Origin of the sequence: Micromonospora palomenae, from assembly GCF_007829925.1 — a bacterium.
Classification (GTDB): Bacteria; Actinomycetota; Actinomycetes; order Mycobacteriales; family Micromonosporaceae; genus Micromonospora; species Micromonospora purpureochromogenes.
In genome coordinates, this window is the sequence record NZ_VIXA01000004.1 from 101,733 (window position 1) to 116,646 (window position 14,914).

At 72.9% G+C, this 14,914-nt stretch carries 12 protein-coding genes; 9 read left to right on the top strand and 3 right to left on the bottom strand.

Going from position 1 to position 14,914, the window contains the following annotated elements:
• The first annotated feature begins 67 nt into the window (after positions 1-67).
• Positions 68-1,513, top strand: coding sequence for a GTPase HflX (hflX, locus tag FHX75_RS25140; RefSeq protein WP_154942832.1), 1,446 nt, complete (start codon positions 68-70; stop codon positions 1,511-1,513).
• 49 nt (positions 1,514-1,562) lie between these two features.
• Complete coding sequence (locus tag FHX75_RS25145; protein WP_211364582.1) at positions 1,563-3,293, top strand: hypothetical protein; 1,731 nt, start codon at positions 1,563-1,565, stop codon at positions 3,291-3,293.
• 108 nt (positions 3,294-3,401) lie between these two features.
• Here FHX75_RS25145 and lexA read toward each other — a convergent pair whose 3' ends face one another.
• Positions 3,402-4,187 (bottom strand): transcriptional repressor LexA, encoded by a 786-nt coding sequence (gene lexA, locus FHX75_RS25155; protein ID WP_154942833.1) that lies wholly within the window; start codon positions 4,185-4,187, stop codon positions 3,402-3,404.
• 577 nt (positions 4,188-4,764) lie between these two features.
• On the opposite strand from lexA, the gene nrdR reads away from it, so the two are divergent.
• The 3 genes from nrdR (at position 4,765) to FHX75_RS25170 (ending at position 9,314) form a co-directional block, all read left to right on the top strand.
• Positions 4,765-5,253 carry a transcriptional regulator NrdR gene (nrdR, locus tag FHX75_RS25160; protein ID WP_154942834.1) on the top strand — a complete coding sequence of 163 codons (489 nt, stop codon included), beginning with the start codon at positions 4,765-4,767 and terminating at the stop codon, positions 5,251-5,253.
• Between the two features lie 65 nt (positions 5,254-5,318).
• A complete protein-coding gene (locus tag FHX75_RS25165) occupies positions 5,319-8,204 on the top strand; it encodes a vitamin B12-dependent ribonucleotide reductase (protein ID WP_154943148.1) in 2,886 nt (961 codons plus the stop codon).
• Positions 8,205-8,378: 174 nt separating this feature from the next.
• Positions 8,379-9,314 (top strand): DUF2332 domain-containing protein, encoded by a 936-nt coding sequence (locus FHX75_RS25170; protein ID WP_154942835.1) that lies wholly within the window; start codon positions 8,379-8,381, stop codon positions 9,312-9,314.
• An 86-nt stretch (positions 9,315-9,400) separates the two neighbouring features.
• Here FHX75_RS25170 and FHX75_RS25175 read toward each other — a convergent pair whose 3' ends face one another.
• Positions 9,401-9,718, bottom strand: coding sequence for a TraR/DksA family transcriptional regulator (locus FHX75_RS25175; protein ID WP_154942836.1), 318 nt, complete (start codon positions 9,716-9,718; stop codon positions 9,401-9,403).
• Positions 9,719-10,156: 438 nt separating this feature from the next.
• Positions 10,157-10,723, bottom strand: coding sequence for a dihydrofolate reductase family protein (locus tag FHX75_RS25180; protein WP_154942837.1), 567 nt, complete (start codon positions 10,721-10,723; stop codon positions 10,157-10,159).
• Positions 10,724-10,915: 192 nt separating this feature from the next.
• On the opposite strand from FHX75_RS25180, the gene FHX75_RS25185 reads away from it, so the two are divergent.
• From FHX75_RS25185 to FHX75_RS25205, 4 genes are all read left to right on the top strand, one after another.
• Positions 10,916-12,460: an alpha/beta fold hydrolase gene (locus tag FHX75_RS25185; RefSeq protein WP_154942838.1), complete on the top strand. Its 1,545-nt coding sequence runs from the start codon at positions 10,916-10,918 to the stop codon at positions 12,458-12,460.
• Positions 12,461-12,516: 56 nt separating this feature from the next.
• The gene (locus FHX75_RS25190; protein WP_154942839.1) at positions 12,517-12,759 is read left to right on the top strand and encodes a DUF5522 domain-containing protein; all 243 of its coding nucleotides are present in this window, start codon (positions 12,517-12,519) and stop codon (positions 12,757-12,759) included.
• Positions 12,760-12,880: 121 nt separating this feature from the next.
• Positions 12,881-14,152: an MFS transporter gene (locus FHX75_RS25195; RefSeq protein ID WP_154942840.1), complete on the top strand. Its 1,272-nt coding sequence runs from the start codon at positions 12,881-12,883 to the stop codon at positions 14,150-14,152.
• A 153-nt stretch (positions 14,153-14,305) separates the two neighbouring features.
• Positions 14,306-14,854 carry a hypothetical protein gene (locus FHX75_RS25205; RefSeq protein WP_154942842.1) on the top strand — a complete coding sequence of 183 codons (549 nt, stop codon included), beginning with the start codon at positions 14,306-14,308 and terminating at the stop codon, positions 14,852-14,854.
• Positions 14,855-14,914: the final 60 nt, after the last annotated feature.

Genomic DNA, 14,914 nt, shown 5'->3' on the forward strand with positions numbered 1-14,914 from the left:
TGCGTCCGGCGTTGCCACATGTCAGGATTACTTTCCTTAGGCGTCAAAAAACGGACAGGAGACCGGTTTGCGGAACCAGGAGAGCTTCGTGCCCTTCGAGGACGAGGAGCTCGATGTCACCACCGGCGAGATGGAACTGTCGGAGCGTCAGTCGCTGCGGCGCGTCCCCGGCCTCAGCACCGAACTCACCGACATCACCGAGGTCGAGTACCGGCAGCTGCGCCTGGAGCGGGTGGTCCTGGTGGGCGTCTGGACCGAGGGCACGCAGAACGACGCCGAGAACTCGCTGACCGAGCTGGCGGCGCTGGCCGAGACGGCCGGCTCGCAGGTGCTCGAAGGGCTGATCCAGCGGCGGACCCGCCCGGATCCGGCCACCTACATCGGCCGGGGCAAGGTCGACGACCTCGGCGCGATGGTCCTCGCCACCGGCGCCGACACCGTCATCTGCGACGGTGAGCTGTCGCCGTCCCAGCTGCGCAACCTGGAGCAGCGCACCAAGGTCAAGGTCGTCGACCGGACCGCGCTGATCCTCGACATCTTCGCCCAGCACGCCAAGAGCAAGGAGGGCAAGGCGCAGGTCGAGCTGGCCCAGCTCGAATACCTGCTGCCGCGCCTGCGCGGTTGGGGCGAGACGCTGTCCCGGCAGACCGGTGGTTCCGGTCGCGGCGGCGGCGCCGGCGGCGGCGTGGGTCTGCGTGGTCCCGGTGAGACCAAGCTGGAGACCGACCGGCGTCGGATCCGCATTCGCATCTCCCGGCTGCGCCGCGAGATCAAGGGCATGAAGACGGTACGCCAGACCAAGCGCGCCCGGCGCTCCCGTAACGCCGTGCCCGCGGTCGCCATCGCCGGCTACACCAACGCCGGTAAGTCGAGCCTGCTCAACCGGCTGACCGGCGCGGGCGTGCTGGTCGAGAACGCGCTCTTCGCCACCCTCGACCCGACCACCCGCAAGGCCACCACCTCCGACGGCCGGCTCTACACCCTCTCCGACACGGTCGGCTTCGTCCGGCACCTGCCGCACCAGATCGTCGAGGCGTTCCGCTCGACCCTCGAGGAGGTCGCCGAGGCGGACCTGGTGGTGCACGTCGTCGACGGCGCCCACCCGGACCCGGAGGAGCAGGTCCGCGCGGTCCGCGAGGTGCTCTCCGAGGTCGGCGCCGACCGGCTGCCCGAGCTGCTGGTGGTCAACAAGACCGACGCGGCCGACGAGGACACCCTGCTGCGGCTCAAGCGGCTCTGGCCGGACGCGATCTTCGTCTCCGCGCACAGCGGGCGCGGCATCGACGGGCTGCGACAGGCCGTCGAGGAGCGGCTGCCCCGCCCGGCGGTGGAGATCCGGGCGGTGCTCCCGTACGACCGGGGTGACCTGGTGGCCCGGGTGCACCGGCAGGGCGAGGTGCTGAGCACCTCCCACCTGCCCGAGGGCACCCTGCTGCACGTGCGCGTCGGTACGGCGCTCGCCGCCGAGCTGGCGCCGTACGCCGCGGTGGAGGCGGTGGCCGGGGCGCGGTAGCGCTCCCGGCGTGACACGCCCGTTCACCGCGGCATGCGACACTGGCGCAATGCGCCGCGCTGTTTTCTCGGTCACGGTTGCCCTCGGTCTGCTGGGGGCCACCGTGGCGTCCGCCGGTGTCGCCCTGGCGGCACCGGCGACCTCCGCTCCCGCCCCGAAGAAGCGCTGCACCGTCACCGACGAGCGGCTGGACGAGCTCTCCGGGCTGGTGGCGACGAAGACCGGCTACATCGTGGTGAACGACGGCTCGCTGCAGGCGAACCGGAAGCGGGTCTTCTACCTGGACACGAAGTGCCGGGTCACCAAGGAGGTCAGCTATACCGGCTCGGGCCCCTTCGACACGGAGGACCTGGCCGTCTCGCCGGACCGGAATACGCTCTGGATAGCCGACATCGGGAACAACCCGGGCACGGACCGGCGCCCCCGGATCGCCGTGTGGAGCATGCCGATCGCCGGCGGCAAGCAGCCGGTGCTGCACCGGATGTCGTACCCGGACCAGAAGCAGCGCGACGCGGAGGCGCTGCTCATCGGCGCCGACGGCCTGCCGCTGGTGATCACCAAGGTGCCCAGCGGCAAGGCCGAGATCTACACCCCGACGGGGAAGCTGCCCAAGGGTGACACCGATCCGGTGCCGATGAAGAAGGTCGGTGAGATCAGCCTCCCGGAGACGACCACCGACAACCCGATGAACATCTTCGGCCGGGTGTCGATCACCGGGGCGGCCCGCTCGCCCGACGGCTCGAAGGTGGTGCTGCGCACCTACGCGGACGCCTTCGAGTACGACGTGACCGGCGACGACCTGGTGGCGGCGCTGACCACCGGCAAGCCCCGGGTGACTCCACTGGACGACCCGTTCGGCGAGGCGATCTCCTACACCCAGGACGGGAAGACCTTCGTCACCGTCTCCGACGGCGGCACCCTCAACGACGGCGACCCGATCGACATCCTCGCGTACACCCCGTCGACGACCGGGGCCGAGGCGCTCGCCGGCGCCGACGGCCTCAAGAAGCCGGTGACCGAGAAGTCCTGGTACGACTCGCTCAGCCTGGACCAGATCACGTACCTGATCGGCGCGATCGGCGTGCTCGGCGCGCTGCTGGTCGGCGCGGGCATCGTCGGCATCCTGCGGTCCCGGCGCCGGCCCGCCCCGGCGGACGACAGCCGGGACGGCGACGACCCGTTCTCCTCCGGGGCGATCGACCGCGGCCCCGACGACGGCTTCGGCCCCGGCGACCGGGACGGTCCGCGCGGTGGCGTCTACGGCGGCGCTCCGGCCGCCGGCGTCTACGGCGGTCCCGCGCCGGCCGGTGGCGTCCCGGGCCGCGCGCCCGGCGGCGGTGGCGTCTACGGCGGCGGCCGCCCCGGTGGCCGTCCCGACGGGCCCGGCGTGCCGGCCGGCGGGCGTCCGGCCGGGCCGGGCGGGGGCCGTCCCGGTGGCGGTGTCTACGGCGGCGGTCGGCCGGCGGGCGGCGGTGTCTACGGTGGCGCCCCCGCGGGCGCTCCGCAGGGCGGCGGCGGCCCGCGTGGCGGTGGCCCGGGTGGCCCGCCCGGCGGCGCGCCGAACGGCGGTGGACCGCGCGGCGGCGCGCCGAACGGCGGTGGACCGCGCGGCGGCGGCGACCCACGAGGTGGCGGCGTCTACGGCGGTGGCGGACGCGCGGAACCTCCGCGCCGCCACCCCCGGGACCCGCGCGGCCCGCGCCACGACGACGGGTACGACGACCCGCGGGGTGGCCAGTACGGGTACGGACAGCCGCCCGGCCGGGGCGAACGTTACTGAGCCGAGCAGCACCGCGCCGGTGTGACCGGCCGGCCACGCCGGCAGGTGGCCTGACGCGACGACGGGTGGCAGCCCCTGGGGGCGGCCACCCGTCGGGTGCGTGTGGGGTCAGATCCGGCGCAGCACCGCGACGACCCGGCCCATGATGGTCGCGTCGTCGCCGGGGATCGGGTCGAAGGCCGGGTTCTGCGGCATCAGCCAGACGTGCCCGTCCCGTCGCCGGTAGGTCTTGACGGTCGCCTCGCCGTCGAGCATGGCGGCCACGATCTCACCGGAGTCGGCGGTCGGCTGCTGCCGGACCACCACCCAGTCGCCGTCGCAGATCGCCGCGTCGAGCATCGAGTCGCCCTTGACCTGGAGCATGAAGACCTCGCCCTCGCCGACCAGCTCGCGCGGGAGGGGGAAGATGTCCTCCACCGCCTGCTCGGCCAGGATCGGCCCACCGGCGGCGATCCGGCCCAGCATCGGCACGTACGCCGGGGTGGGCCGCTGGGAGCGGCTCAGCTCGTCGTCGACGGCGTCGCTGGGGGCCCGGACGTCGACCGCGCGCGGCCGGTTGGGGTCGCGGCGCAGGAAGCCCTTCTTCTCCAGCTCCTTGAGCTGGTAGGCGACGCTCGACGGGGAGACCAGGCCGACCGCCTCGCCGATCTCGCGCACGCTCGGCGGGTAGCCCTGCCGCTCGACCCAGCTGCGGATGAACTCCAGGATCCGGCGCTGCCGGGCGGTGAGGTCGACCGTGGCCGGGTCGGGGAAGCTGCTGACCACCGGGGTGACCGCGCGCACGGCCGGCTGCCCGGTCCGACTGCGGGCGGGGCGGGGGCGCCGAGTGGCCGGCGGACCCGCCTCGGCGATCTGCTGCGGGTTCTTCGGCCGGCTGGCCCGGTCCTCGGTCACGTCCGTCCTCCCTGGTCGGCGCTGGGTGCCTTGGCGGCTCGTGGTGCGTGCGGGGGTGTCGCGGCCGGGCCCGACGTCGTGCGACGCGCCCGGTTGTTCATGACCGTATAGGTGGGATCGGTCATTTTCAAACATCTGTACGACCTGCCGTCGGCGTGTCGGCGCGGTAATGCTGGAAACTCGAACGCCCGTTCTGATAAATGGTACGTCGTCGTCGAACTCCTGTTCGACTCGCCAGGTGCTTTCGCGATGGCCGTCCGTTTCCCGGGTCCCGTCCGGACGGGCGGTAACCTCCCGCGGGCCGTGCCGTTGGGGATGTCGGCGGGCGGCGCGCGGGCGGTTTTCCAGGTGACGCGCCGGACACGCCGCCAACTTGACCACTGCTCGTCGGCGGCATACGGTCGACCCCTAGATGTAGTAGTCACACGGGCGTAAGTTGCCTACAGGTTGGGTTCGACTACCGACCGCACTCCCGTACCGTCGACGACGGCGACGGCCACCGACGGTGGCCCCGCCGGGCCGACGCGTGCCCGGAGACGGTCGGCGGGCGCCCACGGTCGATCAAGGAGGTCAGGCTATGCGGTGTCCGTACTGCCGACACGCCGACTCCCGGGTGGTCGACTCGCGGGAGGCCGACGACGGGCAGCTGATCCGTCGTCGCCGCTCCTGCCCGGAGTGCGGCAAGCGGTTCACCACGGTCGAGGAGGCCGTGCTCGCGGTGGTCAAGCGCAGCGGGGTGACCGAGCCGTTCAGCCGGACGAAGATCATCGGCGGGGTGCGCAAGGCGTGCCAGGGCCGGCCGGTCGACGAGGACTCGATCGCGCTGCTGGCGCAGAAGGTCGAGGAGACCGTGCGGGCGAAGGGGGCCGCCGAGATCCCGAGCCACGAGGTGGGGTTGGCGATCCTGGGCCCGCTGCGGGACCTGGACGAGGTGGCCTACCTCCGCTTCGCCAGCGTCTACCGGTCCTTCGACTCGCTCGCAGACTTCGAGCGCGAGATCGAGACGCTGCGGGCCGCCGCGCGCGCCCGCGCCGACGCGGTCGAGGCCGCCGGCCGGACCAGTTGATTTTCGAGTTTCTGACAGATGAACGACGCGCGGTGGGTGACCGCGCAGACGAGGGGGCGGATGAGATGGCGGGGGACGGCGTGACAACCAGTCGGTCGCGGACGAAGGCCGGCGCGGGGTCGGGGCTCAAGGTCCAGCGGGTCTGGACCACCGAGGGCGTGCACCCCTACGACGAGGTGGCGTGGGAGCGCCGCGACGTCGTGATGACGAACTGGCGGGACGGCTCGATCAACTTCGAGCAGCGCGGGGTGGAGTTCCCCGAGTCCTGGAGCGTCAACGCGGCCAACATCGTGACCACCAAGTACTTCCGGGGCGCGGTGGGGACCCCGGAGCGCGAGTGGTCGCTCAAGCAGCTGATCGACCGGGTGGTCACCACCTACCGCAAGGCCGGTGAGGAGCACGGCTACTTCGCCACCGCGGCGGACGCCGAGGTCTTCGCGCACGAGCTGACCTGGATGCTGCTGCACCAGGTGTTCAGCTTCAACTCTCCGGTCTGGTTCAACGTCGGCACACCGTCGCCGCAGCAGGTCAGCGCCTGCTTCATCCTCGCGGTCGACGACTCGATGGACTCCATCCTGGACTGGTACAAGGAGGAGGGGCTGATCTTCAAGGGCGGCTCCGGCTCCGGCGTCAACCTGTCCCGGATCCGTTCCTCCCGCGAGCTGCTCTCCTCCGGCGGCACCGCCTCCGGCCCGGTCAGCTTCATGCGCGGCGCCGACGCCTCCGCCGGGACCATAAAGTCCGGCGGCGCCACCCGGCGCGCGGCCAAGATGGTCATCCTCGACGTGGACCACCCGGACATCGAGGAGTTCGTGGTCACCAAGGCGCGCGAGGAGGACAAGATCCGCGCGCTGCGCGACGCCGGCTTCGACATGGACCTGGGCGGCGCCGACATCGTCAGCGTGCAGTACCAGAACGCCAACAACTCGGTCCGGGTCTCCGACGAGTTCATGACCGCGGTGGAGAACGGCGGCGGCTTCGACCTGCGCGGCCGGCTCGACGGGCAGACCATCGAGACGATCGACGCCAAGAAGCTGTTCCGCACCATCTCCCAGGCCGCCTGGGAGTGCGCCGACCCCGGCCTGCAGTACGACGACACCATCAACGACTGGCACACCTGCCCGGAGACCGGGCGGATCACCGCGTCGAACCCGTGCTCGGAGTACCTGCACCTGGACAACTCCTCGTGCAACCTGGCCTCGCTCAACCTGATGAAGTTCCTCCGCGCCGACGGCGGCTTCGAGGTGGAGAAGTTCGTCCGCTCGGTCGAGTTCGTCATCACCGCGATGGACATCTCGATCTGCTTCGCCGACTTCCCGACCGAGAAGATCGGCGAGACCACCCGCGCCTACCGGCAGCTCGGCATCGGGTACGCCAACCTGGGCGCGCTGCTGATGGCGTCGGGCCTGCCGTACGACTCGGAGCAGGGCCGCTCGGTCGCCGCGGCGATCACCTCGCTGATGACCGGCACCGCGTACCGCCGCTCGGCCGAGCTGGCCGGCATCGTCGGCCCGTACGAGGGCTACGCCCGCAACGCCGAGCCGCACAAGCGGGTGATGCGCAAGCACGCCGCCGCCAACGACGCGATCAAGCCGGCCGGCACGGTCGCCACCGCGATCCAGCGGGAGGCCACCAAGCAGTGGACCGAGGGCAACAAGTTCGGTGACAAGTTCGGCTGGCGCAACTCGCAGGCCAGCGTGCTCGCCCCGACCGGCACCATCGGCCTGATGATGGACTGCGACACCACCGGCGTCGAGCCGGACCTGGCGCTGGTCAAGTTCAAGAAGCTGGTCGGCGGCGGCTCCATGCAGATCGTCAACCAGACCGTGCCGCGCGCCCTGCGCAGCCTCGGCTACCCCGAGGAGCAGGTCGAGGCGATCGTCGAGCACATCGCCGACCACGGCCACGTGGTGGACGCCCCCGGCCTCAAGCCGGAGCACTACCCGGTCTTCGACTGCGCGATGGGCGAGCGCTCCATCGCCCCGATGGGGCACGTGCGGATGATGGCGGCGGTCCAGCCGTTCATCTCCGGCGCCATCTCCAAGACGGTCAACATGCCGGAGCAGGCCACCGTCGAGGACGTCGAGAAGATCTACTTCGAGGGCTGGAAGCTCGGCCTCAAGGCCCTGGCGATCTACCGGGACAACTGCAAGGTCGGCCAGCCGCTGTCGGTGGCGAAGCCGAACAAGGCCGCCGAGTCGGCCCCGGCCGCCGTCGAGACCGCCGCCCCGGCGGTCGAGAAGGTCGTCGAGTACCGGCCGGTGCGCAAGCGGCTGCCGAAGAAGCGCCCGTCGGAGACGGTCAGCTTCTCCGTCGGCGGGGCCGAGGGCTACCTCACCGCGTCGTCCTACCCGGACGACGGCCTCGGCGAGGTCTTCCTCAAGATGTCCAAGCAGGGCTCGACCCTGGCCGGCGTGATGGACGCCTTCTCGGTGGCCATCTCGATCGGCCTCCAGTACGGCGTGCCGCTGGAGACGTTCGTCAGCAAGTTCACCAACATGCGCTTCGAGCCGGCCGGCATGACCGACGACCCGGACGTGCGGATGGCCGCCTCGGTGATGGACTACATCTTCCGTCGCCTGGCCCTGGACTTCCTGCCGTACGAGCGCCGCGCGGAGCTGGGCATCTTCACCGCCCAGGAGCGGGCCGCCCAGCTGCGGGCCGAGGCCGAGGCGGAGAGCGCCGGCACCGACCTCACCGCCATGGCGTCCTCCGCGCCGGTGGAGTCGCCGGAGACGAAGACCGGTCCGGTCGCCCAGCCGGCCCAGGAGGTCGCCGACGTCGCCGCCGCCAAGCCGGCGCCGGCGGTGGGCTCCTCCACCGAGCTGCTGGAGGCCGTGATCGGCAAGGCGGCCGACGCGCCGCTCTGCTTCACCTGCGGCACCAAGATGCGCCCCGCCGGTAGCTGCTACGTCTGCGAGGGCTGCGGCTCCACCAGCGGCTGCAGCTGACCTGCCCAGGCCGGCGGCAGGGTCGGTCGACCTGCCGCCGGCCCGATCATCGGAATGTCCCCCGCGCCGTTACGGTGCGGGGGACATTCCGCATGGTGCGGGGCCCGTCGGCAGCCCACCGATCGCACGTCGCCACGGTGGAACGCGTCCGGTGAGCACTGCGATCATCGGACCATGACCATCGCCGCGAGCTACGCCGAGTTCGCCGCGCGCGAGGCGCGCGGGGTGTCGCCCGGGTACGAGCGCCTGGCCCTCGCCGTCTCGCGCGACGAGGAACTGCTCGCCCTGCTCGGTACGCTGCCGCCGGACAAGCGGCAGCCGAATCTGCTGTTCGGCGTCGTGCGGTGGCTCGATGGGCCGGTCGCCGACCCGGCCGCATTCCGCGACTTCACGATGGCGAACTGGTCGGCGGTCGAGGCGGAGCTGCGCACCCGGGCAACCCAGACCAACGAGCCGGGGCGGTGTGCCGTCCTGCTGCCGGTGCTCGTCGCGTTGCCGCAGCCGCTCGCGCTGCTGGAGGTCGGCGCCTCCGCCGGGCTCTGTCTCTACCCCGACCGGTACGCCTACCGCTACGGCGCGCACCTGCTCGGCGCGGGCGAACCGGTCTGCGAGTGCGCGGTCACCGGCACGGCGCCGCCGAGCCGCCTACCCGAGGTGGCGTGGCGGGCCGGCCTGGACCTGAATCCGCTCGACGTGACCGATCCCGCCGACGTCGACTGGCTCGACGCCCTCATCTGGCCGGAGCACGAGCACCGCCGGGCCCGGCTCCGGGCGGCGGCGGCCGTCGCCGCGGCCGAGCCGCCGCTGCTGGTCCGCGGCGACCTGGTGGACGACCTGCCGGCACTGGCCGCGCGGGCGCCGGCCGGGGCGACGCTGGTGGTGTTCCACACCTCCGTGCTCTACCAGGTGCCGGCCCCGCGGCGGGAGGCGTTCGCCGAGCAGGTACGTGGGCTGCCCGGGCACTGGATCTCGAACGAGGCCCCGGAGGTGCTGACCCACGACGGGCTGCCGGAGCCGCCGGGCGAGGCGCTGTACAACGTGCTGGCGCTCGACGGGCGGCCGCTCGCCTGGACCCGCTCGCACGGGCAGGCGATGACCTGGTTCGGCTGACCCGGACTCTCCGGGCGCCGCAGCGGTCGGCCGAATCCGTACGAGCGGGGGCTGCCGAGTCGGTGCGGCAGCCCCCGCCCGATACGTCAGCGCTGCTTCTGCTGGCAGGGCACGCAGAAGCGGGCGTGCGGCAGCACCTCCAGGCGTTCCTGGGGGATCGGCCCGGCGCACCGTTCGCAGATCCCGTACCGGCCCTCGGCGATGCGCCGCAGCGCCCCGGTGATCTGCTCCAGGCTCTGCCGGGTGCCGGCGAGCAGCGCGTCCCGGGTGTGGGCCTCGGCCGGATCACCGGTGTCGGCGGTGAGTTCGGTCAGCCGGGCGGTGTGCATCTCGAAGTCGGACGTCAGGGTCGACCGCAGTTCGTCGATCCAGTTCTGCTGGCCCGGCTGGGTGTGCGTGGTCATGGCGTAGCTCCTCAGAAAAAGAAAAAGGGCCGAAGCTGTGGAAGCTTCGCCCTGGTGGCCGTTCACGTGGTGTGCACCGGTCCAGGAGGGCTACGTCCGGCGGGGCTCGGCAGGCCGGGGGCGACCGAGCCGGCGCGCGACGGCGCGACGGCGACTCGCACGACGCGGGTCGCCACGGTGACCCGAAGGGCAGGCCGGCGGACAGCAGCGGGCGCCGCCGTCGTGCTGACGGCGGTGCTCTCCTGCTGCCCGGACAGACGCATGTCGCCCACCATAGGCCGGGCCGACGGGAAAGCCAACGCCCTTACCAGGGGCCCTCCCGCCCGCTCGCCGGTGCGGCGCCGCCCGCCGGTGCGGTCGCTGCGTCCGGGCTCGTCGGCCGCTGATCTGCACCGGACCGGGTCGCCCCACAGGTGGGTGGTGAGCTGGCCGGTCGCGTCAGTCCCGGGCGCGCTCGTGCCGCAGCAGGACGACGCCGTTGCCGAAGGTGCGGCTCCCGGTCAGGCGCAGCGGCTGGCGGTCGCCCGACGCGGGGAAGAGCTGGCGGCCGCCGCCGAGCACGACCGGGTGGACGTAGAGCCGGTACTCGTCGACCAGGTCGTGCCGCAGGAAGGTGCTGAGCAGGTCCGCCCCGCCGAGGGCAAGGTCGCCGCCCGGCTCGGCCTTGAGCCGTCGCACCTCGTCGGGTACGACCTCCCGGACGACGGTGGCGTTCCAGTCGACCGCGTCCAGCGTCCGGGAGTAGACGATCTTCGGCATGTCCCGCCAGATGCCGGCGAACTCCACCACCGGGGCGGTGCTGGCCGGATCCTGGTCGGCGGTCGGCCAGTACTCGGCCATCAGCTGGTAGCTGCGTCGCCCGTTGAGGAAGCCGCCCATGGTGCGCAGCTCCGCGTTGAAGTGCCGGTGCAGCTCGTCGTCGACCTGATGCCACCCGAGGTCGCCGCCGGGGCCCTCGAAGAACCCGTCGAGCGACACGCTCATCTGTACGACGATCTTCCCCATCTGCCGTCCTTCCACAGTCGAACCCCCGTCGGCGCCCAGCATTCCGCAGCCCTCCGACACGATCGGTCAGGTCGACCGGTGAGTCCCGGCTCCACCCCCTCCGGAGGCGGTGGGTCACCACGACGGGACAGCCGGTGAGCCTGATCTTCACTAGGCTGGCGGTCCAGCCCGCTCCGGCCCCGGCGAGGTGTCATGGCGCAGCCGTCGTTCCCCCGTACCCGCCTGCCCCTGGCTCTCGCGGCCCCGGTCGCCTGGGGTCTGGTCGTCGGCTGGTGGACCCCGCGCGGCCCGGGCGGAAATGTCGACGCCGTCGGCTCCGTCCTGGTCAGCCTCGCCGTCGGGTTGCTCGCCGGCTGGCTCAGCCGCTCCCGCTGGTCGATGCTGGCCGCCCCGGTGCTCTTCGCGCTCGCCGTCGAACTGGTCCGGATGCCGCTACGCGGGCCTTCCGTGGACGCCCCGCACCTGAGCGGCTTCGGCCTCGGCGCGCTGGTCCTGGGCCGGGGCCTGCACGGCCTGCTGACGCTGCTGCCGCTGCTGGTCGGGGCGGCCTACGGCGCCGGGATCGCCCGTCGTACCGCCAGCCGGGCCGACCGCCCGGCGAGCGGGGACGGCCGTCCGCTCGCGACCAGCCCGGACGACGTGGCGGGCGGCGAGACCCGTCCGTCCGCGCCACGGCATCGGCTGCGGGTCTGGCTGGGTCGCGGTGCGGTCGGCCTGCTCGCCGCTGTCCTCCTGCTGGTCACGGTGGCGGTGGCGCTGCCGGCGCGGACCGCACCGATCGCCGGCGGCGTCGCCGAGCTGACCACCGTCCGCAGCGGCGACCGCGACCTGGGGCTGATGCTGCGCGGGGCGGACGCCGGCGCGCCCGTCCTGCTCTTCCTGCCCGGGGCGCCCGGCAGTTCCGAGATCGGCGCCGTGCGCCGGCACCTCACCGGGCTGGAACGGCACTTCGTGGTCGCCACCCTGGACCGACGGGGTGCGGCGAAGTCCTGGGCCGCCTTCGCGCCGTCGTCGACGTTCACCCTGGACAGCGAGGTCGCCGACGCCGTCGCCGTGGTCAACCACCTGCGGCAGCGGTTCCGGCAGGACAAGGTCTACCTGATGGCGCACTCCGGCGGCTCGCTGGTCGCGGTGACGGCCGTGCAGCGGCAGCCGGAGCTGTTCCGGGCGTACGTCGGTGTCGGCCAGGCGGTCGACCTGCGCGCGGCCGACCGCAGCCAGTACGCCGACACCATCGCCTGGGCCCGCCGCACCGGCCGGTCCGACCTGGCGCGGCAGCTCACCGACCTCGGCCCGCCGCCGTACGCCGACATGTACACCTACGAGCCGTTGCTCGCCAACGAGACGGGCGCGTTCGACCACGACCGCACCGGCACCAGCGAGGGCCGGGACGGCGCGGTCACCAACCTGGACGTGCCCGAGTACACGCTGCTGGAGAAGGCGCACGTGCTCGGCGGCACGCTCGACGGCTGGGACGTGCTCTACCCGCAGCTCCAGGACCTCGACCTGCGCCGCGAGGTCCGCCAGCTCCAGGTGCCGGTATACCTGGTGGACGGCGTCCACGAGGTGCCCGGCCGGCTGGTGCTGGCGAGGCAGTGGTACGCGCAGCTCCAGGCGCCCCGCAAGGAGCATGTGGTGCTCGACGGCGCGGGGCACCGGTCGCTGTTCCAGCGGCCCGGCCCGTTCGTCGACCTGCTCGCCCGGGTACGCGCCGAGACCGGCCCGCCGGGCGTGTGACGGCGGTGACCCCGACGGGTGGCGGGAGACGGCGGACGGCTTCGTAGACTGCGCCGGTGGGTGCAGAGCGGCGACCGTTGGCGGACCGACCGTTGACCGAGCCGCACCCGTCCCGGCTGCCGCCGGAGCACCCCGACCGGGAGCGGATCCTCGCGGCCCACGCCGCCGCGCTTGCCGTCGGTGAGGCCGGCTACCTCGACCCGGCCAGCGGGCTCTTCGTGCTCAGCGCCGGCTTCCTGGCCCGCCGGGGCACCTGCTGCGGGCGCGGCTGCCGCCACTGCCCGTACGTCGACGACTGACCGCCGGCCAGGCGATATTCGGGTGCCCGCACCGGTGGCGCCGCCTAGGTTGGGTCGGCCGAGCCGCCGGTTCGGTGTCGGTCCTCGTCGGCCCGTCCCTGCCGCCGGAAAGTGGTGACCCGTGCCCCGGCAACTGGAGGCCGTCGCGCCGGAGCGGCCCCGCCGGCCCGGGCCGCTCTGGCGCAGCCGCGACTTCGCCCTGCTCTGGGGCGGTCAGACGGTCAGCGAGATCGGCACCCGGATCTCCGGGGTGGCGGTACCGCTGCTCGCCGCCGACACCCTGCGCGCGAGCGTGTTCCAGGTCTCCCTGCTGACCTTCCTGGCGTGGCTGCCCTACCTGCTCTTCTCGCTCCCCGCCGGCCTGCTCGCGGACCGGGTCGACCCGCGGCGGCTGATGGTCGCCTGCGACCTCGGCCGCGCCGCGCTGCTGCTGTCACTGCCGGTGGTCGCCCTGGTCAATCGCCTCACCCTGCCCTTGCTGTACGTCGTGGTCGGGCTCTGTGGCGTGCTGACCGTCCTGTTCACCGTGGCGTACAAGAGCACCCTGCCCCGGCTGGTGCCGGCGGACCGGCTCGTCGAGGGCAACGCCCGGCTCACCGTCAGCCAGGACGGGGCCCAACTGGTCGGGCCGACGGTCGGCGGGACGCTGACCGGGCTCGTCGGCGCGGCGTGGACCTTCCTCGGCACCGCGCTGGCCTTCGTGGTCAGCGCGGTGACGCTGCTGCTGATCCGGCAGCCGACCGCCGCCCGACCCGCCACCGGCGATCGGGTGCCGGTGCGGGTCGCCCTCACCGAGGGGCTGGGTTTCATCCGCCGACAGCCGATCCTGGTACGGATCCTGGCCTGCGTCACCACGTCCAACTTCTTCGCCATGGCGACCAGCTCGTTGGAGGTCACCTACCTGGTGCGGGAGCTGCACGCCTCCCCGGCGGTGGTCGGCGTGGTCTTCTCCCTCGGCGCGGTCGGCGGGCTCGTCACCGGTGCCTTGGCCGACCGGCTCTCCCGGTGGATCGGTTCGGCGCGGGTGATCTGGGTCGCGATGGCCGTCCCGGGGCCGCTCTACCTGCTGGTGCCGCTGGCCCGGCCCGGCTGGGGCCTGGCGCTCTACGCCGTCGGCCTCGCCGCGTTCTCCGCCAACGCGGTGCTGTTCAACGTCGCCATCCTGTCCTACCGGCAGCGCATCACCCCGCCGGAACTGCTCGGCCGGGTGAACGCCTCGTTCCTGTGGATCTGCTTCGGGGTGGTGCCGCTCGGCGCGCTCTTCGGCGGGACGCTGGGCAGCCAGTGGGGGCTGCGGCCGGCGCTGGTCCTGACGGCGTTGGGGACGTGGAGCGCGGCGCTGTTCGTGGTCTGCTCGCCACTGCGCCGACTGCGCGACCTGCCGCCGACCTGACGAGGTCGGGGTGACGCGGCGGTCGCGGACCGCGACCCTCGACGAGGGCCCGCCCCGGGTACGCGCCGAAGGACTTTCGCGTCGGCACGGGTTGCCCGTACGGTGTCCGACGGACATCCGGCGGGCCCCCGCCGACGATCGCGGAGGTTCCCCGTGCACGCGCGGATCTGGCTCACCGCCTCAGCCGTCCTGCTGACCACCGGCTGCGGCGCCCAGCCTCGACCGGTGGCCGTGCCGGCGGTGGACCCGGTGACGGTGGAGGTGGCCGCCGCGTCGTCGGGCGGCGCGTGCCGGCTGCTGGACTTCGCGGTGATCGAGGAGCACGCCGGCGTCCGGTTCGACGTGGCCGCCGCCAGCGACAAGGGCGACACCCACACCTGCGTGGTGCGCAGCGGGTCGGCGGCGCTGCCCGAGCTGACCCTGACGGTCACCGACACGTCGATCGACGTCGCCACGTTCAACGCCGACGTGCTGCCCGATGGAACGACGAAGGTGTCGAAGCTGGGCCAGGTCGCCTACCGCCGCACCCTCGCCAAGACCGCGAAGCACGGTCCGGTCGCCGAGGTCGGCTGGCTGGCCACCGAGGACCGGTTGGCCACCCTGCAGTGGACGTGCGAGCGTGGCGCACCGAAGGCTGAGGCCGAGGAGTTGACCGGCAAGCTGGTCGCCCTGGCAAAGAAGATCAACACCCGGGCCATGTGAGGCTCGCAGGCGGGGCGCGCCAACGGAAGCGGGCCGCCCGCGCGGACCGGGGCAATGGCC

What these genes read in the sequence shown, in the direction of transcription:
- FHX75_RS25165 (WP_154943148.1), top strand. Translation starts at nt 5,319, where the DNA reads ATGGCGGGGGACGGCGTGACAACCAGTCGGTCGCGGACGAAGGCCGGC.
- FHX75_RS25145 (WP_211364582.1), top strand. Translation starts at nt 1,563, where the DNA reads ATGCGCCGCGCTGTTTTCTCGGTCACGGTTGCCCTCGGTCTGCTGGGG.
- FHX75_RS25180 (WP_154942837.1), bottom strand. Translation starts at nt 10,723, where the DNA reads ATGGGGAAGATCGTCGTACAGATGAGCGTGTCGCTCGACGGGTTCTTC.
- nrdR (WP_154942834.1), top strand. Translation starts at nt 4,765, where the DNA reads ATGCGGTGTCCGTACTGCCGACACGCCGACTCCCGGGTGGTCGACTCG.
- FHX75_RS25175 (WP_154942836.1), bottom strand. Translation starts at nt 9,718, where the DNA reads ATGACCACGCACACCCAGCCGGGCCAGCAGAACTGGATCGACGAACTG.
- FHX75_RS25185 (WP_154942838.1), top strand. Translation starts at nt 10,916, where the DNA reads ATGGCGCAGCCGTCGTTCCCCCGTACCCGCCTGCCCCTGGCTCTCGCG.
- FHX75_RS25170 (WP_154942835.1), top strand. Translation starts at nt 8,379, where the DNA reads ATGACCATCGCCGCGAGCTACGCCGAGTTCGCCGCGCGCGAGGCGCGC.